Genomic DNA, 21,892 nt, shown 5'->3' with positions numbered 1-21,892 from the left:
AAGGTGACAAAGCTTTTCGACATGCCCGATCCGAACGACCCACTTGCCCCCGCCGCGTTGATGGCCCGAGCGCAGGGGGTCGTCGAGAAGCAATCTGCCCTGCTGGAGCCGCTTGCCCGACTCTTCGCCGAGCGCGGCGAGTCCTTATATATTGTCGGCGGTTCCGTCCGCGACGCCATGCTGGGCCGCGGGGTGCACGATTTGGACTTCACTACCTCCGCCCGACCTGCGGTTATCCAGGAAATTCTCGCGGAGTGGGGCGAGAAAGTGTGGGACACCGGCATCGAGTTCGGCACCGTCTCCGCGATCCGGCACGGCGAAACCGTGGAAATTACGACGTTCCGCTCCGATCTTTACGACGGCGTCACCCGCAACCCCGAAGTCACCTTCGGCGACACCCTCGAAGGCGACCTCGTGCGCCGCGACTTCGCCTGCAACGCGATGGCCATCGAGCTCTCGCTTGTCGACGACCACCTCGCCCCCACCTTCCACGACCCCGTCAACGGCCTGTCTGACCTGGTCGTGGGCGTGCTGGACACCCCGCAGGAGCCGGAAGTGTCGTTCCGCGACGACCCGCTGCGCATGCTGCGCGCCGCCCGCTTCGTCTCCCAACTGGGCTTTACGGTGGCCGACCGCGTCTTCGATGCGATGCGCGACATGGCAAGCGAGATCGAGCGCATCACCGCCGAGCGCGTCCAGGCCGAGCTAGACAAACTCATGCTTGGCGCACGTCCCTGGGAGGGCATTGACCTGCTCGTGGCCACCGGTGTTGCCGAGTACATCCTGCCCGAGATCCCCGCCCTGCAACTCGAGACCGACGAGCACATGCAGCACAAGGACGTCTACCGCCACTCCCTGACCGTGCTGCGCCAGGCCACCGAACTTGAAGACTCGGACGAAGGCCCTGACCTGAAGCTGCGCTGGGCGGCGCTCATGCACGACATCGGCAAACCCGCCACTCGCGCGCCGAAGGAAGGCGGCGGCGTGACCTTCTACCACCACGAAGTGGTCGGCGCGAAGATGACCCGCAAGCGCCTCAAGGCCCTGAAGTACCCGAAGCACGTCATTTCCGACGTGGGCCAGCTCGTGTTCTTGCACATGCGTTTCCACGGCTTCGGCGAGGGGCAGTGGACCGATTCTGCCGTGCGCCGTTACGTCACCGACGCCGGCGAATTGCTGCCTAAGCTTCACAAACTCGTTCGGGCCGACTGCACCACCCGCAACCCCAGGAAGGCCGCGCGCCTCCAGCGCACCTACGACCACCTGGAGGAGCGCATCGCCGACATCGCCGCCAAGGAGGACCTCGCTCGCGTGCGCCCGGACCTCGACGGCAACGAGATCATGGAGATCCTCGGCCTCAAACCGGGCCCGGAGGTTGGCAAGGCGTGGAAGTATCTGAAGGAACTGCGCCTCGAGCGTGGCGAGCTCGACCACGACGAGGCCGTCGCCGAACTCAAAACCTGGTGGGAGAACGAGAATGCCTGAGTACTTCTACGCCGATCGCCTCTTCAACGCCCTCGAGCGCACTGACCCCGAACCCGGCATGCTGCTCGTCGCCGCACCCGGCATGTACTCCCCCGAGTTCGCCCGCACCGTGGTGCTCATCATCGAGCAGAGCGCGGATCGCACCCTCGGCGTCGTGTTGAACCGACGCAGCGAAACAGCGCTTGCCAACGTGATCCCCGCGTGGGCCGACCTCGCTGCCAAGCCCCAGGCCGTGCACATTGGCGGTCCCGTCCGCCCCGAGGCCGCAGTCTGCCTCGGCGTCACCTCCCCCGGCGTGGACATCGACGCCAACCCTTACTTCCAGCGCATGGCCAACCGCCTCGTGCTGCTCAACCTCAACGTTGAACCGGAGCTTGTCTCCGCCGACATCGACGGCGTCCGCATCTTCGCCGGCTACGCCGAGTGGGAGCCGGGCCAACTCGACGACGAGATCCTCCGCGGCGACTGGTTTGTCGCCCCCGCACTGCCCTCCGACGTGATCGCTCCGGCGGGTGCGGATTTGTGGGGGGACGTGATGCGTCGCCAAGCAATGCCCTTGCCTCTGTTCGCCACCTTCCCGGCGAATCTGGAGGACAACTAATTGGGTGTTTCACGTGAAACAAAGCGGCAGATCCGCCTCGGCCTGAAGGACTCATGGCTCGTCTGCCTCGGTTTGGTGCCGCTCGGGCTGGCGTTCGGGTTGCTGGTTACGCAAGCCGGTTTCGCATGGTGGTGGGCTCCGATCTTCTCCGTCATTATCTATTCCGGCTCGATGGAATTCCTCGCCATCAGCATGGTGACCAGCGGGTTTGGCATCTTCTCCTCCGCGCTGACCGCGTTCATGGTGAACTTCCGCCACATCTTCTACGGCCTCACCTTCCCCCGCGACGTCGCGCGCCCGGGCCTGCCGCGCCTGTACCTCACCTACGGCGTGACCGATGAGCTCTACGCCCTGACGTCCACGCTCGTCGCTAATGGCACGCGCCTGACTCATGCCCGCTTGATGACCAGCGCGATGCTGATCAACGCATCGTGGATCCTGCCGGGCATCATCGGCGCGCTCGTGGGCAACCTCATCCCAGAGGACATCGAAGGCTTCGAATTCGCTCTCACCGCCCTGTTCGCCGTCCTCGCCTACGAGGCATTCCAAAGCAGCAAGGACCTCTCCGCCCCACTCATCGCCGGCGCGCTGGCCGTGGTCGCGGCGTTCATCTTCCCCGACCAGATGATCATCATCGGCCTCCTCGCCTACTTCGGCGTGCTGTTGCTGCGGTTCTGGGCACCGCGTATCGACGACCTCCTCACCTGGCAGGTGAAATAAATGAGCACCCTCGGACTCCCCGACGGCGTCACCCTCGGCATGGCGGCCGCCGTGATCATCCCGGCCGGCATCGTGACGTTCCTGCTGCGCGCCCTGCCGTTCGCGCTCACGCGGTACCTCAAGGGCAGCCCGTTCATCGACTTCCTTGCCGTCCTCATGCCCGTCGGCGTGATGACCGTCCTGGTCGTGTACACCATCGCCGGCGAAGCCGGAAACCCCGGCCGCTTCTGGTCCGCCCTCGCGGCTTTGGTGATTACGTTCGTGCTCCACGCCTGGCGACGCCGCGCCGACCTCTCCATCTTCGCCGGCACCGCCGTGTACATGCTGCTGGTGAATCTGGTGGTGTAGAGCGCTTATATCGCCAGGTAAGCCAATAACGTTACGGTTAAATTACGTTTGGTCACAGGTTGTTGGCTGTGCTTTAATTGCGGTTGTCAAGTTACTTGGCTCACTTTTATCCGCTCTACTTCAGGAGTTTCCCATGAAGCGCACCGCCGCAGCTGTCCTGGCAGCAACCACCGCCCTGTCCCTCGCCACTGTCCCGGCTCACGCTGCTGATGATGTCGTCTACCTCCGCGGCCTGAATAAGCCTGGTGGATCCTCGGCAGTTTCGGACAAAGAGCTTGGCGAATACTTTTTTGGTGCTGGCTTTGTCGAGGGAGCAAACGAGAAGGGCTTGACGAACAACGAGGGTCTGACCTCCTCGGTTCGCAGCATGTACCAGCGCGATCAGGAAAACAAGACGCATAAGTTCACGGATGCTGCCAATGGACCGCTGAAGAGCTCGTTTAAGAACGACGCCAATAACGGTTACAAGGTCGGCACCACGTTCGAGATTCTTCTCGGCACTGGCATCGCTGCTCTGGTTCTCGCTGTCCTCGGTGGCGCTGCTTACGCAGGCGTCATCCCGGGTGTCCAGCTCCCGTTCTAAGTCTTCTCGGCTTTAACGCTTGACTCCTCTCCCGCGCGGAGGGGAGTTTTTCTCTGCTTTGGTTGCGCTTAGTCATCGAATCCGCCCCCGCTTTCTGCCCAGGTTTCGGCGTTGTCGCGGCGGCGTGGGAGTGAATAGTTCTCCGAGACGTAGCGGGTACCGTCTTGGTAGATGAAGTGCACGTCGCTGCCGTCCTTGACGGTTTCGAGGTAGCCATCGGTAACCAAGGAGTGGCAGGCGGAACAGAGTGGCAGCAGGTTTTCTAGATCGGTCATACCGCCCTCGGACCATTCCTTGATGTGGTGGATTTCGATGAAGCGGGAGTGCGTGCAACCGGGAGCGGCACATTGCCCGCCCCACATCGTGAGCAGGGCGTTGACCTGTCCCGGCGTCGCGAAGCGGGAAGAGCGGCCGGTGTTGATGATCAGGCCGTCGTCGTCGACAGTAGAAACGCGCAGGTCAGCGTTCGCGATCAATCCAACCAGTGCCTCGGAGCGTGCGCCGACGTTGTTGGGCATGTAGGCGCGGCCGTCCTTAGTCACCAGAACGTTGACGTGTGCGCCTGGCGTTGTCAGCGCGCTTTTGGGCTGGCTCCGCGTCATGTGCACCATGCCCATGAAGGCCTGCAGCAGCATTCGGCCGATCGGCATGCCATAGCCCGAGGCGGTCTTGCGTGCCTTCTTTGCGGGTTCGACGGCGTCGGCCTTCTGCAGCATGTCCCTGATGGAGAGCTCGGCGACCCGACCGTCTTCGTGGCGCAATGCATCCTCGAGCATTTCCTCCATCTCGTAGTAGGCGATCTCCCCGAGTTTCAGCGCGGCGATGAACGCGGCGCCATCCGAGGCGTTGAGCACCCCGTGGAGGGCAATCTCGCCGTTATCGCGGGTGTGTACGCGCAGGTAGTGGTCCGGTTTCTCGCTATCACCATTCCCTGGTTTGTCGTATCCACTGAGTGCGATTTCGAGTTCGTGGTAGCCGAGTTCCAGGGCCATGTCGACAAGTTGGCGCTCTACCGCCGGGGTTAGGTAGCGAAGCAGCAAGCGAACCACCGAGTAGCTGATCTTGCCCGCAGAGAACTGCTGCTGAAGGTACAGAAACTCGCCGAGGCGGCAGCCGACGTGGACATATTCGTGCGCTGTGGAGATCGAGATCCCCAGGCGACGCGTCAGAAACTGCGCCGTGGTCCGTGCCCCCATCTGCGGTGCGAAACCGCCCTCCTCAAACGCGCGTATCGACGACAACAGCTCCGCCTTACAACGCGTCATGCTTCTGTGCGACTGCTCGATTGCATCCGTAAGCAACTCCGCAAACGCACTAGGTTCAGTGCACTTCTCCTCCACTGCCGTTGTCATTGTGGTCCCCCTTAAGGCCGTATGTATGTTCGATAAAGCAAAGCATACAACCCGCCACGACACGGCTGTGACCTGCACAAACAATGTTTTCTATGTGCGCTATAAAACGCACTAAAACCGAACGGAACAACTCCGCATTGCGGACAATCCCGGCCGCGCCAATCGTTGGGGAGGCCCAACGAATTCGGGCGCGTGGGGTCGTCGTCAAGCATCCGCAACTCCACATTGCGGACAAGTGGGGACGCACCAACTAATTCACCACGCGGTACCAGAGGCGCTTGCCTTCCTTCTTCGGCGGGACGAGTTTCACGCGGACCGGCTGCGGCAGGGTGAAGTCGTAGCCGCCACTCTGGATCTGGCGGCGGATCTCGCGGGCTTTGAGCGTGTCGCCGACGTCGATCCGATGCGAGCGCTGGCTTAGGGGGCGCTTGAAAATCTGCCGACGAACCGCGCTGGGGAGGGCACCGGGACTGGCGGGGATGTCCTTGTACTTCACTACCCCATTGGGCGTGGTGGCCTCGATCGTCGCAACGGACATGTATCTGACGGTCGAGTCCACACCCGGGATGTGCGGGGTGATGTGGATGGTGCGGATGACGCCGTCGATAAGGTCGCGGCGGAATCCGATGGGTGCGCGGCCCGGGAAGATCATCCGGGCGATGAAAAACAGCACCAGGATCGGGAGGAAAATCTGGCCATAGAACGCGATGATCTGGAGCGGGCCAGGCAGCAAGGGGCCTATGGTGTCGAAAAAGCTACCCATAGGCGAAGAATAAAGCTAGTGCGGGAACTTCGCTCGGGCTTCGCTCCAGAGGCCTTCGAATTCGTCGGCGGTGAGGTGGCGGGCGGTGATGCCTTCCATCGCGTCGTAGGTGCGCGGGTGTGGCACGGTGCCCATGGGTTGGTTGGCCTGCCCGATGACGCGTCCGTCGACGTAGATGCCGGTGATGGTCTCGGCGGGGTCGAGTTCGATCATGCGGAGCATGGTGCAGCTTTGCGACGACACCTCCTCCAGCTCAGCGATATTCAGCAGCTCGCCGCCAAGTTCGGGGACGTTGTAGTGGATGCGGACGTAATGTTTCACGTGAAACTCTTTCTGGAGACGTAAGCGGAACAGATCATCAACTGTGCCATGTGATAGATCATCAGCGGGATGATCAACACGCCGAGTTGGGCACCGCCGAAGATGACGGTAGCCATCGGCAAGCCGGTCGCAAGAGATTTCTGTGTGCCACACATCTGCACGGCCACGACGTCCTCGCGCGGGAATCGCAGCGCCTGTGGCACGACGCGGGTCAGCCACAGCATGGCGAAGACCAGCACCACGGAGAACACAATCAGCAGCACGATCTCAAGCGCGGTCACGTTCGACCACACGCCGGAGACGACACCCTTGGAAAAGGCGGAATAGACGACCATCCAGATGGAGCCGCGGTCGACGATCTTGGTGGCCTTCGACTTGGCCAACTCCCCCAGCCGCTTGTGCGCCAACTGGCCGAGCATGAACGGCAGGAGGAGTTGGAGGGCGATGTCGGTGAACACGGTGGTGTCGATGTGCACGCCGTCGCCTGCGCCCATCAGCCACATCACGAGCAATGGCGTAGCGACGACACCCACCAACGACGACACCGACGCCGCCACAACAGCACCGGACACGTTGCCGCGTGCGATGCCGGTCAGCGCCACGGAGGACTGGACGGTGGACGGAACGAGGGTCATGAAGAGTAGGCCCTGGTAGAGGTCCTCGGAGATGAGCCCGGTGGTAGGTCGCGCGAGCAGACCGATCAGCGGGTATGCCACGAAGGTAAACGCGAGGATGAGGGCATGGAGGCGCCAGTTGGTGAGGCCCCGGAGGGCTTCTTGCGTCGATAGGCGTGCGCCGTAGAGGAAAAAGAGCAGCGCGATCGCGAGTTTGACGGCCACCCCAAAGCCGTCCGCGAACGCGCCGCGCGCCGGCACGACGAAGGCGAGGATCGCAGCAACAACGATGCCGACGAGGAGAGGATCGAGCTTCTTCATGTGGCCGAGTCTACGGCCAGCAGGTTAGCTCGCCGGGTTTTGGGCTTCGACCTTGTCGCCGGCTTCGATGACCTCCACCTCGCGCAGACCGGAGATGGCGGGGCCGGAGACGCGCTCGCCGGTCGCAATGTTGAAGACGGAACCGTGGGCGACACACTTAACGGTCTCGCCCTCCACCTTGGTGATCTTCTTCTGCTGGTGCGGGCACACCGCCGAGTATGCGACGAACTGGCCGGCGGACGGCTGGGCGATGATGAACTTGTCCAGGATCACCGCGGAGCCGACCGGCACGTCGGTCTTCGCAATTTCTTCGGGGGCCTCTTCCCCGCAGGCGGCCAGGAAGGCACCGGCGAAGGTGGTGGCGGTGCCGAGCAGGAACATGCGACGTGAACAGGTCATGATGCGATCGTAGCCTGCTTCATGGCGCTGACGTAGTCGGAAAGTTCCCGTTTCAGCCTGTCCATGTTTTCCACACGATTATCGACGACATACTTATCAATAATGTTCGTAATCGCCGACCCGGTAATCGCGCCGGCGGCCCCAGCGGCGATCGCGTCGCGCACGTGCTCGGGACGGGAGATGCCGAAGCCGAGCAGCACCGGTGCGCCGCCGAAGGACTGCACATTATCGACGACCTCACGCAGGCCCTCCACCGTCGCCTCATTCTCCGCGCCGGTGACGCCGTCGCGAGAAATGGCGTAAATGTAGCCACGGGAGTTAGCGGCCACGCCCTCGAGGACCTCGCGGGAGGCCTTTGCCGGGGCGATGAAGATCGGGTCGATGCCGGCGCGCTCGGCGGCGGCGGTGAAGGGGTCAGACTCGCGCACGGGGACGTCGGGAAGCAATACGCTATCGGCGCCGGCCTCCTTGAACTCGGTGTAGAAGCGGTCGAGGCCGCGAGTGTGGGCGACGTTGGCGTAGATCAGCATGCCGATCGGCAGGTCCGGGTAGCGTTCGCGGATGGTGCGCACCTGGTCGAGGGACTGCTGCACGGTTGCTCCCCCACGGAGAGCGCGGACGTGGGCGCCCTGGATGGCAGGGCCGTCGGCGACTGGGTCGGAGAACGGCACGCCGAGCTCGAGTGCGTCGGCGCCTGCTTCGACGATGGCGGAGATGATCTCCACTGCGTCATCCGGGTTCGGGTCGGACAGCATGATGAAGGGGACGAACGCGCCCTCCCCCTTGGTAAAGAGTTCTTCGTAGCGCGACATTTACTTTTCCTCTCTATCTGCGAGCGTCGCTCGCACGTGTGCGATGTCCTTGTCGCCGCGGCCGGATAGGGCGACGAGAATGTTCAGCGGCTCGGCATCGGCCGGGTGCTCGGCGGCGCGCTTCAGGGCGTAGGCCAGGGCGTGCGAGGACTCGAGCGCCGGGATGATGCCTTCGTGGCGGGATAGGGCCTGGAAGGCGTCGAGGGCCTCGTCGTCGGTGACGGGCACGTACTTCGCACGGCCGGACTGGGCGAGGTAGGCGTGCTCCGGGCCGACGGCCGGGTAGTCCAGGCCGGCGGAGATGGAGTAGGACTCTTCGACCTGGCCGTCGTCGTCACGCATGAGGTACGAGCGGGTGCCGTGCAGGATGCCGATGGTGCCCTGGGCGATGGCGGCGCCGTGCTTGCCTTGGCCGAAGCCTTCGCCGCCGGGTTCGGCGCCGACCAGTTCGACGCTGTCGTCGTCAATGAAATCGGCGAACATACCGATTGCGTTGGAGCCGCCGCCGACGCAGGCGACGACCACGTCGGGCAGGGCGCCGGTGCGCTCGAGGATCTGGGCGCGCGCCTCGGTGGAGATCACGCGGTGGAATTCCTTGACGATCTTCGGGAACGGGTGCGGGCCGGCAGCCGTGCCGAGGAGGTAGTGGGATTCGTGGAAGGTTGCGGTCCAGTCACGAAGCGCCTCGTTCACCGCGTCCTTGAGGGTGCCCGCGCCGGATTCCACGCCGACGACTTTCGCGCCCATCAGGCGCATACGGTAGACGTTCGGCGCCTGGCGCTGCATGTCGGTCTTGCCCATGTAGATCACGCAGTCCAGGCCAAGCAGCGCACAGGCAAGCGCGGTTGCAGTGCCGTGTTGGCCGGCGCCGGTCTCCGCGATGATGCGGGTTTTGCCCATCTTCTTCGCTAGCAGCGCCTGACCGATTACCTGGTTGGTTTTGTGGGCGCCGCCGTGCACGAGGTCCTCGCGTTTGAGGAAGATGCGCGCGTTGCCGTCGATCGGCAGGTTGCGGCATTCGGTCAGCGGGGTTGGGCGGCCGAGGTAGTCGCGCAGGAGGGCACGGTATTCGGCCATGAAGGCCTCGTCGTTAAACGCGTCGACGAAGGCTTGCTCGAGTTGGTCGAGTGCTGGCAGGAGGGATTCGGGGACGAACTGTCCGCCGAATTCGCCGTAGTACGCAGGGAGGAGAGTCATGGGGTGTCCTTTAGTCGTGGTAGTTGCCGATGGTGTCAAAGCCGCGTCGCAGTGAGCCCGCGTCTTTGTGGCCGTTGGGGTCTTCGAAGCCGGAGTTCAGGTCCAGGCCGGCGCATCCGACGCGCAGCGCATCGGTGAGGTTGTCGGGGTTGAGGCCGCCCGCGAGGAACGCCTTCTGCTTCACGGCGTCCGGCACGCGCGTCCAGTCGAAGCGCTCCCCCGACCCACCGTCGTGGGCGTCGAGCACTAGCTTGTCGACGATCCCAGCAACCGCCTCGGCCACCTTTTCGCCATCCGGCTGCGTCATGGAGACGGCACGCCAGACCTCGACGTCGACCTCCTTGCGCACGGATTCGATGAGCGCCAGTTCCGTCTCCACGGAGCCCTGGTACGGCGCGTGGATCTGGACGGCTTTGATGCCGGGCTGGACGAGCTCGCCGTAACCCGAGGTGCGCCGGGACACCGCGACGTAGTCAAGGCCGGGCTCGGCAGCGATGATGTCGGTGGCTGTTTCACGTGAAACATTGCGCGGGGAGGCGTCGTCGAAAATGAGCCCGCCGTAGACCGCGCCGCACGCCTTGGCAGCCTGGGCGGCGGAGGCGGTGCGCAGGCCGCAGACCTTGTTCGGGCCGTAGACGAGCTCGCGGCAGGCGCGGTCGATGTCCGGCTGGGAGGTCAGCTGGCTGCCAACCAGGAACGCATCGGAGTGGCTGCCGAGGCGACGCACGGTTGCGGAGTCACGGATTCCGGATTCGGAGACCACCACTGCCCCATCGGGGGCGAGTTCGGCCAGGCGTGCGGAGCGGTCGAGGTCGATGGAGAGATCGTGAAGATTGCGGTGGTTCACGCCGAAGATCTTCGCGCCGAGCTTGATGGCACGGTGAGCTTCGTCCTCGTTGATCACCTCGGTGAGCACGTCCATGTGGAGCGACTCGGCGACGGAAGCCAGGTGCGCGTACTCCTCGTCGGAAAGGACGGAGAGCATGAGCAGGATCGCGTCGGCGCCGAAGTAGCGCGCGGCGTAGATCTGGACTTCGTCGATGATGAAGTCCTTGCACAGCACCGGCAAATGGGTCGTCGCGGCGACGGTGGCCAGGTGGTCGTAGTCGCCGTTGAAGTAGTCCGGCTCGCACAGGACAGAGATGCCCGCGGCGTAGCGGGAGTAGACCGACGCGATCTCCCCCGGCTTGTAGTCGTCGCGAATCGGCCCGAGCGAGGGGGACGCGGACTTGCACTCCATGATGAACGCGGTGCCGGGGCGCGCGAGGGAGTCGTACAGAGAGCGCTCCGAATTGCGTAACGTGCCGAAATCAACGTGTGTAACGCGTGCTCGAATATCGTCAAGGTGACGTTTTCTGTTCTCGACGATATCGGTCAAAATCTTAGACACTGTAATCGGCCTCCTCGTGGGTGGCGAGCCAATCGGCCACCGTGCCGTTTGCAAGCAACTGCTTCGCATGCTCGGTGCCGGCGGCCAGAGAATCAGCGATGCCGTAGAGGTAGAACATCGCACCCGCGGACACGGCGACGGCGTCGCGGTGGGCAGCCGGGCCCTCCCCCGCGAACGTGGCGCGCATGAAGGCTGCGTTCTCGGCACCGTTGCCGCCACGCAGGTCCTCCAGGCTGTGGCGCTCCACGCCGAGCTCCTCGGGCGTGACCGTGTAGTGGGTGATCTCGCCGTCCTTGAGCTCCCAGACCTCGGTATCGCCGTGGACCGCGATCTCGTCGGTACCCGCGCCATGGACGACGAGCGCACGGTTACGGCCCAGCTCACGCATCGTTTCCGCAATCACCTGGCCCAACTTCGGGTTAGCGATGCCCATGATCTGGAACTCCGGGCGTGCCGGGCTGAGCAGCGGGCCCATCGTGTTAAACAGCGTGGACACGCCAAGTGCCTTGCGGACCTGCTGCACGAACGCGATCGCCGGGTTGTACGCCGGGGCGAACAGGAACGTGAAGTTGGAGGACTCGAACTGGCGCACAGCACGATCCGGGTCGAGGTCCAGCGGGATGTTCAGCGCCTCGAGCACGTCCGCCGAACCGGACTTCGAGGACACGGAGCGGTTGCCGCACTTGATCATCTTCACGCCACCGGCAGCTGCGGTAAGCGAAGCGGCGGTGGTGATGTTGATGGTGTTCGCGCCGTCGCCACCCGTACCGGCGGTGTCCATGATCCCCTCCCCCGTCACCGGGAACGGACGCCCGGCGGCAAGGAACGCGCGGGCCGCACCGGCGATGTCGGCAAAAGTTTCGCCGCGCGTGCGGATCATGGCCAACAGTGCGGCGATGTGTACGTCGTCGTAGTCGCCGACGGTCAGCGGGGTAAATGCCTCGATGGCTTCCTCGAGGGTGGGCTCGGGGTTGTCCATGAAGCGGCGGAAGATCTCGAGTTGGCTAGTCATTGTCGTGGCCTTTCTGTAGTAATTTCGTCACACAGTGGTCCAGGATTTGCGGGCCAGAGGGGGTAAGGATGGATTCGGGGTGGAACTGCAGTCCGATGGACATGCCGTCGTCGGTTTCGGCGGCCATGATCACGTCGCCGATCTCCGTGCCGGTCCACGCCAGCGGCGTAATACCGGGTGGCGCGGTGGTGGCGCCGAGGGAGTGGTAGCGGGCGACGGGGACGTGGCGGCCGTCTGTAAGCACCATGCTTTGCGACGACCCATGCACCGGCCCGCACGGCTCAACCCGCCCACCAAAGTGCTCCACCAGCGCCTGAAAGCCCAGGCAGATGCCCAGAATCGGGATGCGGCCCTGGGCGCGTTCGATGACCTCCATCATGCAGCCGGCGTCCGCGGGGTAGCCGGGGCCGGGCGAAAGGACGATGAGGTCTGGGTTGGCGTTCAGCACAGTGTCGGCGGTAACGGTGTTGCGGTAGACCACGGTGTCGTAGTCGGCGAACGCGTCCACCAGGTTGTACACAAAGGAGTCTTGGTTATCCAGCAGGACGATCATTTCTTCACCTCCAGGTCGCGGCCACCGGCGAGTGCATGCAGGACTGCGTAGGCCTTGTGTAGAGTTTCGTCAGCCTCGGACTGGGGCACGGAGTCGCGCACAACGCCCGCGCCGGCTTGCACGATGGCCTTGCCATTGGCCACGAAGGCGGAGCGGATGACGATGCAGGTGTCGAATTCGCCGTCGCCACGCAAGTAGCCCACCGCCCCGCCGTAGGAGCCGCGGCGCTTGCGCTCCACGGAGCGCAGCAGTTCGGTCGCACGCAGCTTCGGTGCGCCGGTGAGCGTGCCCATGTTCATGCACGCGCGGTAGGCGTCAAGCGCGTCGAGGTCCGCAGCCAGCGTGGCGGTGACCCGGCTGACCAGGTGCATCACGCGCGAGTAGCGGTCCACCTGCAGTAGGTCTTGCACCTTGCGGGTACGCGGCTCGGCTACGCGCGCCATGTCGTTGCGGGCCAGGTCCACCAGCATGGTGTGCTCGGCGACCTCTTTGGCGTCGGTGCGCAACTGCAGTTCCATGCGCGTGTCCAGTTCGTGATTGACCGTGCCGTCCGGGTTCAGCCCGCGCGGGCGCGTGCCGGCAATGGGATACAGCTGCACCTGGCGGGTGGTCGGCGAGAACTTCAGGTTCGACTCCGGCGATGCGCCGAACAGTTCGTAGCCCTCGCCGCGGATGTAGAACATGTACGGCGAGGGGTTCGCGGCACGCAGGCGGCGGTACGCACCGAAGGCGTCGTCGCAGTCGGCGGTGAAGCTGCGCGCCGGCACGACTTGGTAGATGTCGCCGTTGTAAATGTTGCCCTGCAGCTGCTCCACTACCCCACGGAACTCCTCGTCCGGCATACCTGCCTCGGCGACGAGGGTGCCGGTGAGGGTGGTTGGGTCGGTGGGTGCGGGGGCGTCGTCGATAAGTGCTGCGATCTCGGCGAGATCAATGCCGTCACCTGCAGCATCAACCCCGGCGAGGTACGCCGTGCCGGTTTGGTGGTTCACGCGCAGCACCACCTCGGCGAGCACGAACTCGTAATCCGGGTAGGTGTTGTCGCCGTCCGCCACCTCGGGCAGACGCTCGAACGTCTCCAGATAGTCGAACGCGAAACCGCCCGCGAGCAGCGGAAAGTCCTCATTGCCCTCGGTGGCGGTCAGTTTGCGCAGCACATCCATCGTGGATGCGGCGGTGAGGCGCTCGCGCTCGTCCTCCACATCAACGCACGGAAACTCGTGCTCGAGCCCGATCTCGTTCGCAATGACCTCGCCCGACGGCGTCAACGGCGTAAGTGTCACGCGGTTGCCGGAGCAAGTAATGCGTATCGACGACCGCAGCACCGCCAACGACTGCAACCCCGAACGTGTCGTGATGTCAGCGGACTCGAGCAGCACCGTATCGGTTGCGTCGAGGCCGCCGATGTGGGCGAAGAGGCTTGCCACATCCTCGTGGTAGCGCACCTCTTGGCGGGTGAATTTCATGTGATCCTCGGTTCTGTTCTTGCTTGCACCGAGGGATAAAAAAGGGCCCGCGGCGCTTGGGGGACAAGCTGGCGGGCCGTGACTTCGCTAGGTGGCGCGCCAGTTAGGCGAGCCACCACCATGTTTGGGAAGTCATGTACGTCACAAAAAGGAAGTGTAGTCGAGGATCCAGCTTCGCGGGCTCATTTTATTCGTTGTTGTCGGCGTGGTCGGCGGCTCGTCGCAAAGCATCAAGGTTCACCGCGGGCTTCTCCTCTTCTTGCGCAGGCGCCTGCTCGCGCGCGTGCTCCACCAACGTCGCGGCGCGCGCACCGAAGTTGCCGCCCACGGACGCCGAAATCACCGCCGCCACCGCCGCGATCGCCGGCATGACCCACATCCAGCCGGAAGCGATGAACGAAAACGCTGCACCGAACGCGAGCGCCAACGCGGCCAGCACCCAGAACGGACCCGCTACCTTATGCGCCTGGTTCCAAATGCCTTCGTCCTTGCGCACAGCCGGCACGTGGAGGCCGATCCACTTGTTGCCGGGCAGCTTGCCCGCAGAGGCGAGCGCGCCGGGGATGAACAGCGCAAGCGTTAGCAACGAGAAGATAATGCCGAGGACAACGTTAAGGGAGCTCATGTTCGCGAACGGACTCATAGCCACTAAGCATACGACCGGACGCTCACCTGCAAAAAAATATGATCAAAATACAGTAGATTGCATAAATACGGGCTACGCTAGGCCCATGCAAAAGAAAATCCTCCACTCATTGCTGTTCTGGGTGGTTGTAGCGATCGCCTTGGGCTTCGCCTGCAGCTTCTTCTTCCCGGACTGGCTTGCCCGCGTCTTTGTCACGTTCAACGGGCTGTTCTCTAACTTCCTCGGCTTCTTCGTCCCGGTCCTTATCTTCGCCCTCATCGCCCCCGCCATCGCGGGTCTGGGTCAGGGCGCAGGCAAGTGGCTCGGCGTCACCGCCGGTGTCGCATACGGCTCCACGTTCATCTCCGGCCTGATCGCATGGTTCACGGCGTCCACGCTGTACCCGAGGCTTCTGGACGGCAAGACCCTCATCACCGATGTCGCCGACCCCGATGCCGGCGGCCTCTCCCCTTACTTCAGCGTTGAAATGCCGCCACCACTGGAAGTCATGTCCGCGCTGCTCCTCGCCTTCGTCGTCGGCCTGTCCATGACGGCGGTGAAGTCCGACAACCTGTTCAAGGTGCTCGGCGAGCTTAACGACATCGTGCTCAAGGTCGTGGTCACCTTCGTCATCCCGCTGCTGCCGCTGTTCATCTTCGGCACCTTCCTCAACCTGGGCATGAACGAGAACTTCGGCGACACCATGGCGGCCATGGGCGTGGTCCTCCTGCTCTCCGTCGTGATGACCGTCGTGATCGTCCTGCTGCAGTACCTCGTCGCAGGCACCGTCGCTGGCGTGAACCCGTTCAAGGCGCTGAAGAACATGCTGCCGGCATACTTCACAGCACTGGGCACCTCGTCCTCCGCCGCGACCATCCCGGTCACCTACAAGTCCACCCTGAAGAACAAGGTTGACGAGGACGTCGCCGGCTTCGTGGTCCCGCTCTGCGCGACGATTCACCTGTCCGGCTCGATGATGAAGATCACCCTCTACGCGCTCTCCATCGTGTTTATGGCCAACCTGGATATTTCCGCCGGCCAGGTCATCGGATTCATCCTCCTGCTGGGCATCATGATGATCGCCGCGCCGGGCGTGCCGGGTGGCGCCATCATGGCCGCTGTCGGTCTGCTGCAGTCCAACCTCGGTTTTGACGAGTCCATGGTCTCGCTCATGATCGCGTCCTACATCGTCGTTGATTCCTTCGGCACCGCCGCCAACGTCACCGGCGACGGCGCGATCGCCCTGATCGTGAACAAATTCGCTGCGGGCAAGATCAAGAACGATTCGCTTGACGACGACACCGTCACCACCCCGGAGGAAGCCACCCGCTAGTCCCCTTCTGTTGAGACGACCGCCCTTCGGGGCGGTTTTCTTTTGCCTTGTTGCTCTTCGAGGTGTTTCACGTGAAACATCAGGTGCTCACTGTATCGAGATGGCTCCTCACTGTATGAAGTGACGCCCTCACTGTAAAAAGAGAGGTGAAAATGGGTTCTCACTGTATTGAGTGATGCCCTCACTGTAAAAAGTGAGTACAGTGAGAGCATGAGTGAGCGGATGGATGACATCATGGCCAGGCTGCGGCGCCAGCGGAATGATGATCACTGGATTGAGGCGAAATCCGGTACGGGGAAGTTGGATACAGCCTTTTGGAAAGCAGTGAGCGCCTTTGCAAATACGAAGGGTGGCCTGATCGTCCTTGGCATTGAGGAAGATCAGTCGACCGGTACGTTCCAGCCAGCCACTGATTTTGACTCTCGTGCGATGAATGATCGACTCATCAGTGCTTTGAGGGTCGACCAACAGAAGCCTCCGGTGACGCCGATACCCGAGGCTGTCGTCGAACTCGATGAATACCAGGGTTCGCCGGTGATCTTGGTTGAGGTGCGGCCGATGCGTACCGATGAGCGCCTCGGAAAGCAGATGCCGTGTTACGTGACCTCGCAAGGACTCCGGGATGGCGCGTACAAGCGAGTACTGGATGGCGATCAGAGGCTTTCCAGCTACGAGATCTTCCAGCTCATGAATCTCTACACGCCAGATTCCTCGGAGTTGCTGCCTGTTCCTGGGGCGAACCTCGATGACCTGGATGGCCAGACGTGGAACGGGCTGATCCAATCTTTGGAGAAGAGGGGATCCCGGATCCGGGTGGGAACAAGAACCGATGCAGAGGTTCTGGAGCGACTGCATGTGCTTGATGCAGAGGGCGTGCCAACCCTTGCGGGCGCGTTGGCATTGGGCAGCTATCCGCAGCAGTTCTTCCCGCAGCTCTTCATCGATGTCGCAGTGCACCCGACGACGGAGAAGTCGACGTCTGAGACACGCTTCCTTGATCGGGCTCACTGCGACGGTCCGCTTCCACTGGCGGTCGAGGATGCGATTAAAGCTGTCGTGCGCAATCTCCGGGTTCGTACTGTGGAAGTTGGGTCGAATATGGTCGACGAACCTGAGATTCCAGAGATTGCTCTGCGTGAAGCGATTGTGAATGCCGCGATGCACCGTGACTACAGTCCGCAGGTTCAGGGGCGGCAAGTGCAGGTTGATGTGTACCCGGACCGGGTCGAGGTAAACAGTCCCGGCGGACTGTGGGGAGATCGCACCGAAGACAATATCGACGAGAACAGGTCGGTAAGCAGGAACCCTTCGCTCGCGAACTTGCTGAGCAACCTTCCAACGCCTTCAGGCTCGATGCGCGTGGCTGAAAACCAGGGAAGCGGCATTCAACGAATGAAGCAAGGGATGGAAGGCTATGGCCTGCCCCAGCCGGTGTTCGATGCCCGGATTGGTGAGTTCACCGTCATCCTCTACAGGTTCGGGATCCTCGATCCTGAAATGTCGGCATGGTTGGAGTCGGTTGCTCCTAATAGCTCTCGAGAGGAACAGATCGCGCTGGCGATTGCCAAGGGTTTGGGTGCTGTGTCCGTGAAGGAGCTCCGTAAGCACATTGGGCTTGATAGTGACGATGCACGGAGTCTGTTGAGTGATCTCGTCACACGCGGGCTGCTCGGTCCGGGCCACACGCGGGATTCGTTTGTTCTTTCAAGCAGCGGCATCGAACTCGATGAAACGGACAACAAACTCATCGCCTACCTGGCCCAGGTTGGAGAGGCAGCAGCACGCGATATCGCGGACCACCTAGACGTGAGTGTCAATACCCTGCGCCCAAGACTCCGCAGCATGGTGGATGTGGGTGAAATTGTGCCCACTGCCCCACCGACAAGCCGCAAGCGAAAGTATCGCCTCCCCAACTAGGCGCACCGTTTCACGTGAAACATCTGCCCGCTCCCCCAATGGCGTAGTGTCATTCGCATGTCCTTCGAGATCGTCACCACTCATTTCGTGGCGCACGAGCCGGACCTCGACGGCGCGTACGAGCTCTACCTGAACCGCATCCGGGCCAGCGGCGTCGAGATTGCGGCGGTGTCGCCGCACCCTCACCCCATCGAGGACGAGTATGTGCTTTGGGATCTCCGCTGCCAGGCCGCGTACGACAACCTCGCCGCGCCGGAGGACCTCCAGCTCTACGAGCTCAACGCGCTCGTGGACTTCTCCACCACGAACCGCGACGAGGCGCTTGACTACTTCTTTTTCGAGGATATGGGCGGCCCCACGCGGTTCGCGGCGGCACTCGGCGGCCTGTCGGACCTCACGCTTCGCGACGAGCCCACCGGCCCCCTCTCCCTCACCACCATCGTCTATCTCGGTGCCTCGCAACACATGGCGGTGGCGCAGCAGCTTTTCGACGACACCCTTGCCGCCCTCAACGCCGTCGCCTACCAACCCTTCGTCGCCCCACTCGAGGGCACCGAACATGCTGATCTCGTCGGCCCGCTCTGGCTTCGCGACGCCACCTTGAACATCATCGGCAAAGGCGACGGCATCTTCTCCCCCGGCAAGGACGCCTGGGCGGGTTGGGTGCTCACCTCAGACAGCAACAACACCGCCGAGCTTCAACTGCGTGAGCGCATCGAGCCTGACGCAGTGGTGATTAGCCGGGCGGTGTCAGAACCGTTCTAGCGGGCGTTAACCGCTGTCCGGTGTTGGCTTAGTTGGTCGGTGCGGTGGCTGCACTGCCAGCTGCATCGTCGGCAGCGCCACCTGCTGCACCGTCAGCCGGAATGGAGTTGGTCACTACCTCGTCGGAAATAACCGCGTCGCTCGGCGCCAACGGATCCTCGGAGACAACAGCCGTATCGGAGACGACCACATCGCCGGTGGAGTCCGTGCCACCCGTGCTGCCCGTGTCGCCTGCGGTGGTGACGGCGTCGCTGACGTCGGAGACCACACCGTCGGTCGGGGTGGACACGGAGTCGGTGGCGTCCTCCGAGTCGTTGCAGGCGGCCAGTCCGGTTGCGCCGAGAACAAGAGCGGTAGCGGCGGCTGCAATACGAGTGTTGGTCATGTTTACTCCTTCGCTAATTGATTCGCACGAGTTGATTCGCTCGGGCGTCGTGCCCGTCGCTATTCACTTGTACGGGCCGAATCTGTGTTGCGAGTTGGAGAAATCACACAGGTTTCGTGTTCTTCACTGACGTTTGCGTCCCCACTCCGTCACGCGACGGTGAAAACGGCTGCTCTCGGGAACTTTTTTCCCCTACCGCACCCAAATAATTCACTTTCGCCAGGAGCCCACGGAGCAAGACCGAAGAAAGTTCCACATGGCAACGCAAAACCCGGCCCCCCTCACAAGGGACCGGGTTGAGTTGGTGGTTTCTAAGCGCAGCGACTTAGAACGGCAGTGCCGGGAGCTGCACGCCCGGGATAGCACCGGAGAACGCAGCAGCTGCGCCGAGCAGTGCAACGAGTGCGACCGGGACGCCGATCAGGAGGCCGAGGGCACCGGACTTGTAGTCCTCGTCCTGAACTAATCCCTTGATGCAGGTGCCAGAAGGCGTGGAGCTGAAGACCTTAGCCTCCTTGTAGGAGGCCTCGACAATTTTCTTGCGCTCTGCCTTCTCAGCTTCGGTGGGAGCATCTTCAGCCCACTTCCAGTCTTCCTTGACCCCGTCGACGCACTTCTTGTAAGCCTCGGAGGAGCTAGGCGTCTCCTCCGCGGCGAATGCCGGGGTTGCGAGTGCGGTCAGGGACATGGTTGCCGCGACGGCGGCGGTAGCGATGCGCTTCATCGTTTCTCCTTGAGATTTGGTGTGTAGAAAGTATTAAACGGGTGTCAAGCGCCTTCCGCAGGAAAATCGACAAAATTACCTCAGAATCACAGAAAGACCCACCCCCAACCGGGGGAACTGGGTCAAAGTACCGCGTCTAAGTGTGACTTAGAACGGGAGAGCCGGGAGCTGAACGCCCGGGATAGCGCCGGAGAAGGCAGCCGCTGCGCCGAGCAGTGCGACGAGAGCGACCGGGACGCCGATCAGGAGGCCGAGGATGCCGGCCTTGTAGTTGTCGTCCTTGATGAGCTCCTGGATGCAGTCGCCGGTGGACTTGGTTTCCTTGGCCTTGGCTTCGTCAGCCTTAGCGTCGCCGTCCTTGGCTTCGACCTTCTTCTCTTCCTTCTTGCACGCCTTGAAGCGCTCGGAGGAGCCGACCTTGGTCTCGCCGGTCTTGTCGCCCTCCTGCTTGGAGATGGAGGAACCTTCCTTACCCGGCTTCTGGGCGTTGGTGCCCTCGGTCTCAGCGAAAGCCGGGCCGGCAACGAGGGACAGGGACAGGGTTGCAGCGGCTGCTGCGGTAGCGATGCGCTTCATGGGGTTCTCCTTAATGTGATCGGTGAAACATGCCAGGGCTCTGACACGTGTAAACCTAACATCGCTCGCCAGGCGATGTGTGTTACTTCGTCGCTAAAATTTTTTTCCATGGCGAATTTGAGTGAGACTGCAGCGGTTCTTGGCATCACGGCGTTGGTGGGTTTCGGTGGCGCCGCCGTCGGCTACAACATGGTGGATGTGCCGGAGATTTCGCAGGTCACGATGCAAACGCATGGCGCGCCGAATGCGATTATCGACGACCCTCAGCAGGTCCTCTCCCCCGACGACCGCGCACGTCTCGAGCGTGACACTGCACGCATTGATGCGCCTGAGGTGGTCACGGATTTCCACTACATGGTGTTCAAAACGAACCACAAGAACGTCCTCGACGACGTTGAGGCGCTCCTGCGCACCCAGTACCCGGACCTTGTCGATCAGTCGAAGGGCGAGAACGGCCACCTTGCGGACGGCGCGCTCATCGTCGGCGTTGGCCTCGACCCACGCCAGGCGTTTGTGTACGGCGGCGAGGATGTGACTCGCGAGCTCATGCTTGACGACGACTCCCACCTCACCGATCTCCAAGACGCCATGAAACCCGGCGTGAAGGACGGCAATATCCCGGCCGGGCTGTTCCGTACCGCGAACCAGGCCATGAACGCCGAGGCACTCGCCCAGAAGCAGGTGGACGACGCGACTGATGATCAGATCGGCGCGACCATCGGGCTTGGCGTCCTCGGTGCCGGTGTGGCAGGCGCTAGTGGGGGTGGGTTGTTGGCGGTGCGGGGGCGTCGTCGAAAAGCAGTCGCCCAGGCGCGCAAGGACTACGACACCGTGACCAGCGAATACACCCGCCTCGCGGGACGGCTGGACGAGGTGGACGTGCGGGCGAACTCGCTGACGTCCGCGTTTGCCGACGAAACCCTGCGCCGCCAGTGGGCGGAAGTCCGTGACCGCTTCCTGAGCATGAACGAGTTGGTCCACGGCGCGGCGGGGCTGAACGCGATCAACATGAACGACGACAAGGACGTGTACGAGCACCGCAGGCAGTTGGCGGACGCGGCCGAATCCGTCAAGCACGTGTCTAAGGCGGAGGAAAACATCGACAGGCTTTTCGCCGTCGAGCATGGCGACGCCGCAGCGCGACGGGCCGACCTGACCAAGATCCGCGAGGACGTGCTGCGGGCGCGCAGTGAGGTGAAGGGCAAGGAGCTGAAGCGGGAACTCGACCTGCTGATGGGGCGGATCGAGGCGCTGGACGCAAACCCGAACTCCCCCACCTTCCTCGACGACTTCGTGCGCGTGCTCGGCGATTACCGCGTGATCCTGGACCAGGTGAAGAAGAAGCAGTTCAGCGACGTGAAGGAGAAGCAAAAGCTGCGGGCACCGGCGGTGTACGAGACTGGGTTCTGGTACGGCGGGTACGTCCCATACGTGCAGATGCACTCGTGGCACGCGGCGAACGTGCAGGCGGCAAAGGCGGCGTCGTCCTCCTCGAGTGGCTTTAGTGGCGGCGTGTCCTCGTCAGGCTTTTCCGCTGGTGGCGGTAGTTCGTCATTCTAAGAAATTTTGAGGTGACAGTCGTCACAAAACACAGTTAGGGCTTTTCCTTTATTAGGTCCGTGTTTATGCT

The 21,892-nt window shown here is 62.8% G+C and carries 24 protein-coding genes; 9 read left to right on the top strand and 15 right to left on the bottom strand.

From position 1 onward, the window contains the following. Nucleotides 1–60 precede the first annotated feature (60 nt). From HMPREF3145_RS03625 to HMPREF3145_RS03605, 5 genes are all read left to right on the top strand, one after another. Nucleotides 61–1,485: a CCA tRNA nucleotidyltransferase gene (locus HMPREF3145_RS03625; RefSeq protein ID WP_246817497.1), complete on the top strand. Its 1,425-nt coding sequence runs from the start codon at nt 61–63 to the stop codon at nt 1,483–1,485. After that, entirely contained in the window at nt 1,478–2,086 is a 609-nt protein-coding gene (locus HMPREF3145_RS03620; RefSeq protein ID WP_070421899.1) for a YqgE/AlgH family protein, read from the top strand. The genes HMPREF3145_RS03625 and HMPREF3145_RS03620 overlap by 8 nt, the downstream gene beginning before the upstream one ends. Beyond that, nucleotides 2,087–2,806 (top strand): AzlC family ABC transporter permease, encoded by a 720-nt coding sequence (locus HMPREF3145_RS03615; protein WP_070421898.1) that lies wholly within the window; start codon nt 2,087–2,089, stop codon nt 2,804–2,806. It begins immediately after the preceding gene. Continuing rightward, nucleotides 2,807–3,154 (top strand): branched-chain amino acid transporter permease, encoded by a 348-nt coding sequence (locus HMPREF3145_RS03610; RefSeq protein WP_070421897.1) that lies wholly within the window; start codon nt 2,807–2,809, stop codon nt 3,152–3,154. It begins immediately after the preceding gene. A 133-nt stretch (nt 3,155–3,287) separates the two neighbouring features. Further along, nucleotides 3,288–3,737, top strand: a complete 450-nt coding sequence (locus tag HMPREF3145_RS03605) for a hypothetical protein (protein ID WP_070421896.1) — start codon at nt 3,288–3,290, stop codon at nt 3,735–3,737. Between the two features lie 68 nt (nt 3,738–3,805). Here the strand turns inward: HMPREF3145_RS03605 and HMPREF3145_RS03600 are convergent, their stop codons facing one another. The 12 genes from HMPREF3145_RS03600 to HMPREF3145_RS03545 all read right to left on the bottom strand — a co-directional run bounded on the left by HMPREF3145_RS03600 (nt 3,806) and on the right by HMPREF3145_RS03545 (nt 14,580). Then, the gene (locus HMPREF3145_RS03600) at nt 3,806–5,089 is read right to left on the bottom strand and encodes an HNH endonuclease signature motif containing protein (protein ID WP_070421895.1); all 1,284 of its coding nucleotides are present in this window, start codon (nt 5,087–5,089) and stop codon (nt 3,806–3,808) included. Between the two features lie 250 nt (nt 5,090–5,339). Beyond that, entirely contained in the window at nt 5,340–5,852 is a 513-nt protein-coding gene (locus HMPREF3145_RS03595) for a hypothetical protein (protein WP_070421894.1), read from the bottom strand. A 15-nt stretch (nt 5,853–5,867) separates the two neighbouring features. Next, on the bottom strand, nt 5,868–6,173 hold the full coding sequence (locus HMPREF3145_RS03590) for a hypothetical protein (RefSeq protein ID WP_070421893.1): 306 nt from the start codon (nt 6,171–6,173) through the stop codon (nt 5,868–5,870). Then, nucleotides 6,170–7,108 (bottom strand): bile acid:sodium symporter family protein, encoded by a 939-nt coding sequence (locus tag HMPREF3145_RS03585; RefSeq protein ID WP_070421892.1) that lies wholly within the window; start codon nt 7,106–7,108, stop codon nt 6,170–6,172. The genes HMPREF3145_RS03590 and HMPREF3145_RS03585 overlap by 4 nt, the downstream gene beginning before the upstream one ends. 24 nt (nt 7,109–7,132) lie before the next feature. After that, nucleotides 7,133–7,507: a Rieske (2Fe-2S) protein gene (locus tag HMPREF3145_RS03580; protein WP_083279367.1), complete on the bottom strand. Its 375-nt coding sequence runs from the start codon at nt 7,505–7,507 to the stop codon at nt 7,133–7,135. Further along, nucleotides 7,504–8,319 (bottom strand): tryptophan synthase subunit alpha, encoded by an 816-nt coding sequence (trpA, locus tag HMPREF3145_RS03575; protein WP_070421890.1) that lies wholly within the window; start codon nt 8,317–8,319, stop codon nt 7,504–7,506. The genes HMPREF3145_RS03580 and trpA overlap by 4 nt, the downstream gene beginning before the upstream one ends. Next, nucleotides 8,320–9,516 (bottom strand): tryptophan synthase subunit beta, encoded by a 1,197-nt coding sequence (gene trpB, locus HMPREF3145_RS03570; RefSeq protein ID WP_070421889.1) that lies wholly within the window; start codon nt 9,514–9,516, stop codon nt 8,320–8,322. 10 nt (nt 9,517–9,526) lie between these two features. Then, the gene (gene trpCF, locus HMPREF3145_RS03565) at nt 9,527–10,906 is read right to left on the bottom strand and encodes a bifunctional indole-3-glycerol-phosphate synthase TrpC/phosphoribosylanthranilate isomerase TrpF (protein ID WP_246817489.1); all 1,380 of its coding nucleotides are present in this window, start codon (nt 10,904–10,906) and stop codon (nt 9,527–9,529) included. After that, nucleotides 10,899–11,918, bottom strand: coding sequence for an anthranilate phosphoribosyltransferase (gene trpD / locus HMPREF3145_RS03560; protein WP_070421888.1), 1,020 nt, complete (start codon nt 11,916–11,918; stop codon nt 10,899–10,901). The genes trpCF and trpD overlap by 8 nt, the downstream gene beginning before the upstream one ends. Next, on the bottom strand, nt 11,911–12,471 hold the full coding sequence (locus HMPREF3145_RS03555; protein WP_070421887.1) for a glutamine amidotransferase-related protein: 561 nt from the start codon (nt 12,469–12,471) through the stop codon (nt 11,911–11,913). Before HMPREF3145_RS03555 ends, trpD begins: the two co-directional genes overlap by 8 nt. Further along, on the bottom strand, nt 12,468–13,937 hold the full coding sequence (locus HMPREF3145_RS03550; RefSeq protein ID WP_070421886.1) for an anthranilate synthase component 1: 1,470 nt from the start codon (nt 13,935–13,937) through the stop codon (nt 12,468–12,470). The genes HMPREF3145_RS03555 and HMPREF3145_RS03550 overlap by 4 nt, the downstream gene beginning before the upstream one ends. Nucleotides 13,938–14,124: 187 nt before the next feature. Next, nucleotides 14,125–14,580, bottom strand: coding sequence for an SdpI family protein (locus HMPREF3145_RS03545; protein ID WP_224213302.1), 456 nt, complete (start codon nt 14,578–14,580; stop codon nt 14,125–14,127). An 88-nt stretch (nt 14,581–14,668) separates the two neighbouring features. Between HMPREF3145_RS03545 and HMPREF3145_RS03540 the strand changes: the two genes are divergently transcribed. From HMPREF3145_RS03540 to HMPREF3145_RS03530, 3 genes are all read left to right on the top strand, one after another. Then, complete coding sequence (locus HMPREF3145_RS03540) at nt 14,669–15,895, top strand: dicarboxylate/amino acid:cation symporter (protein WP_070421885.1); 1,227 nt, start codon at nt 14,669–14,671, stop codon at nt 15,893–15,895. Between the two features lie 210 nt (nt 15,896–16,105). Then, nucleotides 16,106–17,812 (top strand): ATP-binding protein, encoded by a 1,707-nt coding sequence (locus HMPREF3145_RS03535; protein ID WP_070421884.1) that lies wholly within the window; start codon nt 16,106–16,108, stop codon nt 17,810–17,812. A 57-nt stretch (nt 17,813–17,869) separates the two neighbouring features. Next, nucleotides 17,870–18,577 (top strand): hypothetical protein, encoded by a 708-nt coding sequence (locus HMPREF3145_RS03530; RefSeq protein WP_070421883.1) that lies wholly within the window; start codon nt 17,870–17,872, stop codon nt 18,575–18,577. Nucleotides 18,578–18,605: 28 nt separating this feature from the next. Here the strand turns inward: HMPREF3145_RS03530 and HMPREF3145_RS03525 are convergent, their stop codons facing one another. From HMPREF3145_RS03525 to HMPREF3145_RS03515, 3 genes are all read right to left on the bottom strand, one after another. Continuing rightward, nucleotides 18,606–18,962 (bottom strand): hypothetical protein, encoded by a 357-nt coding sequence (locus tag HMPREF3145_RS03525; protein WP_070421882.1) that lies wholly within the window; start codon nt 18,960–18,962, stop codon nt 18,606–18,608. 325 nt (nt 18,963–19,287) lie between these two features. Then, nucleotides 19,288–19,686 (bottom strand): hypothetical protein, encoded by a 399-nt coding sequence (locus tag HMPREF3145_RS03520; RefSeq protein ID WP_070421881.1) that lies wholly within the window; start codon nt 19,684–19,686, stop codon nt 19,288–19,290. A 147-nt stretch (nt 19,687–19,833) separates the two neighbouring features. Further along, the gene (locus HMPREF3145_RS03515; RefSeq protein ID WP_070421880.1) at nt 19,834–20,262 is read right to left on the bottom strand and encodes a hypothetical protein; all 429 of its coding nucleotides are present in this window, start codon (nt 20,260–20,262) and stop codon (nt 19,834–19,836) included. A gap of 108 nt (nt 20,263–20,370) precedes the next feature. Between HMPREF3145_RS03515 and HMPREF3145_RS03510 the strand changes: the two genes are divergently transcribed. Then, a complete protein-coding gene (locus HMPREF3145_RS03510) occupies nt 20,371–21,822 on the top strand; it encodes a DUF5129 domain-containing protein (protein ID WP_070421879.1) in 1,452 nt (483 codons plus the stop codon). Nucleotides 21,823–21,892 lie beyond the last annotated feature (70 nt).

The sequence above is a fragment of the Corynebacterium sp. HMSC05C01 genome, assembly GCF_001807155.1.
GTDB classification, from domain to species: Bacteria; Actinomycetota; Actinomycetes; order Mycobacteriales; family Mycobacteriaceae; genus Corynebacterium; species Corynebacterium coyleae.
Note: the sequence above shows the minus strand (reverse complement) of the source record. Positions and strands in the feature narration are given on the sequence as shown.

What these genes read in the sequence shown, in the direction of transcription:
- HMPREF3145_RS03535 (WP_070421884.1), top strand. Translation starts at nt 16,106, where the DNA reads ATGAGTGAGCGGATGGATGACATCATGGCCAGGCTGCGGCGCCAGCGG.
- HMPREF3145_RS03595 (WP_070421894.1), bottom strand. Translation starts at nt 5,852, where the DNA reads ATGGGTAGCTTTTTCGACACCATAGGCCCCTTGCTGCCTGGCCCGCTC.
- HMPREF3145_RS03580 (WP_083279367.1), bottom strand. Translation starts at nt 7,507, where the DNA reads ATGACCTGTTCACGTCGCATGTTCCTGCTCGGCACCGCCACCACCTTC.
- HMPREF3145_RS03605 (WP_070421896.1), top strand. Translation starts at nt 3,288, where the DNA reads ATGAAGCGCACCGCCGCAGCTGTCCTGGCAGCAACCACCGCCCTGTCC.
- HMPREF3145_RS03600 (WP_070421895.1), bottom strand. Translation starts at nt 5,089, where the DNA reads ATGACAACGGCAGTGGAGGAGAAGTGCACTGAACCTAGTGCGTTTGCG.
- HMPREF3145_RS03510 (WP_070421879.1), top strand. Translation starts at nt 20,371, where the DNA reads ATGGCGAATTTGAGTGAGACTGCAGCGGTTCTTGGCATCACGGCGTTG.
- HMPREF3145_RS03515 (WP_070421880.1), bottom strand. Translation starts at nt 20,262, where the DNA reads ATGAAGCGCATCGCTACCGCAGCAGCCGCTGCAACCCTGTCCCTGTCC.
- trpD (WP_070421888.1), bottom strand. Translation starts at nt 11,918, where the DNA reads ATGACTAGCCAACTCGAGATCTTCCGCCGCTTCATGGACAACCCCGAG.
- HMPREF3145_RS03555 (WP_070421887.1), bottom strand. Translation starts at nt 12,471, where the DNA reads ATGATCGTCCTGCTGGATAACCAAGACTCCTTTGTGTACAACCTGGTG.
- HMPREF3145_RS03540 (WP_070421885.1), top strand. Translation starts at nt 14,669, where the DNA reads ATGCAAAAGAAAATCCTCCACTCATTGCTGTTCTGGGTGGTTGTAGCG.
- HMPREF3145_RS03530 (WP_070421883.1), top strand. Translation starts at nt 17,870, where the DNA reads ATGTCCTTCGAGATCGTCACCACTCATTTCGTGGCGCACGAGCCGGAC.
- HMPREF3145_RS03520 (WP_070421881.1), bottom strand. Translation starts at nt 19,686, where the DNA reads ATGAAGCGCATCGCTACCGCCGCCGTCGCGGCAACCATGTCCCTGACC.
- trpB (WP_070421889.1), bottom strand. Translation starts at nt 9,516, where the DNA reads ATGACTCTCCTCCCTGCGTACTACGGCGAATTCGGCGGACAGTTCGTC.
- trpA (WP_070421890.1), bottom strand. Translation starts at nt 8,319, where the DNA reads ATGTCGCGCTACGAAGAACTCTTTACCAAGGGGGAGGGCGCGTTCGTC.
- HMPREF3145_RS03545 (WP_224213302.1), bottom strand. Translation starts at nt 14,580, where the DNA reads ATGAGTCCGTTCGCGAACATGAGCTCCCTTAACGTTGTCCTCGGCATT.
- HMPREF3145_RS03585 (WP_070421892.1), bottom strand. Translation starts at nt 7,108, where the DNA reads ATGAAGAAGCTCGATCCTCTCCTCGTCGGCATCGTTGTTGCTGCGATC.
- HMPREF3145_RS03525 (WP_070421882.1), bottom strand. Translation starts at nt 18,962, where the DNA reads ATGACCAACACTCGTATTGCAGCCGCCGCTACCGCTCTTGTTCTCGGC.
- HMPREF3145_RS03550 (WP_070421886.1), bottom strand. Translation starts at nt 13,937, where the DNA reads ATGAAATTCACCCGCCAAGAGGTGCGCTACCACGAGGATGTGGCAAGC.
- HMPREF3145_RS03610 (WP_070421897.1), top strand. Translation starts at nt 2,807, where the DNA reads ATGAGCACCCTCGGACTCCCCGACGGCGTCACCCTCGGCATGGCGGCC.
- HMPREF3145_RS03620 (WP_070421899.1), top strand. Translation starts at nt 1,478, where the DNA reads ATGCCTGAGTACTTCTACGCCGATCGCCTCTTCAACGCCCTCGAGCGC.
- HMPREF3145_RS03625 (WP_246817497.1), top strand. Translation starts at nt 61, where the DNA reads ATGGCCCGAGCGCAGGGGGTCGTCGAGAAGCAATCTGCCCTGCTGGAG.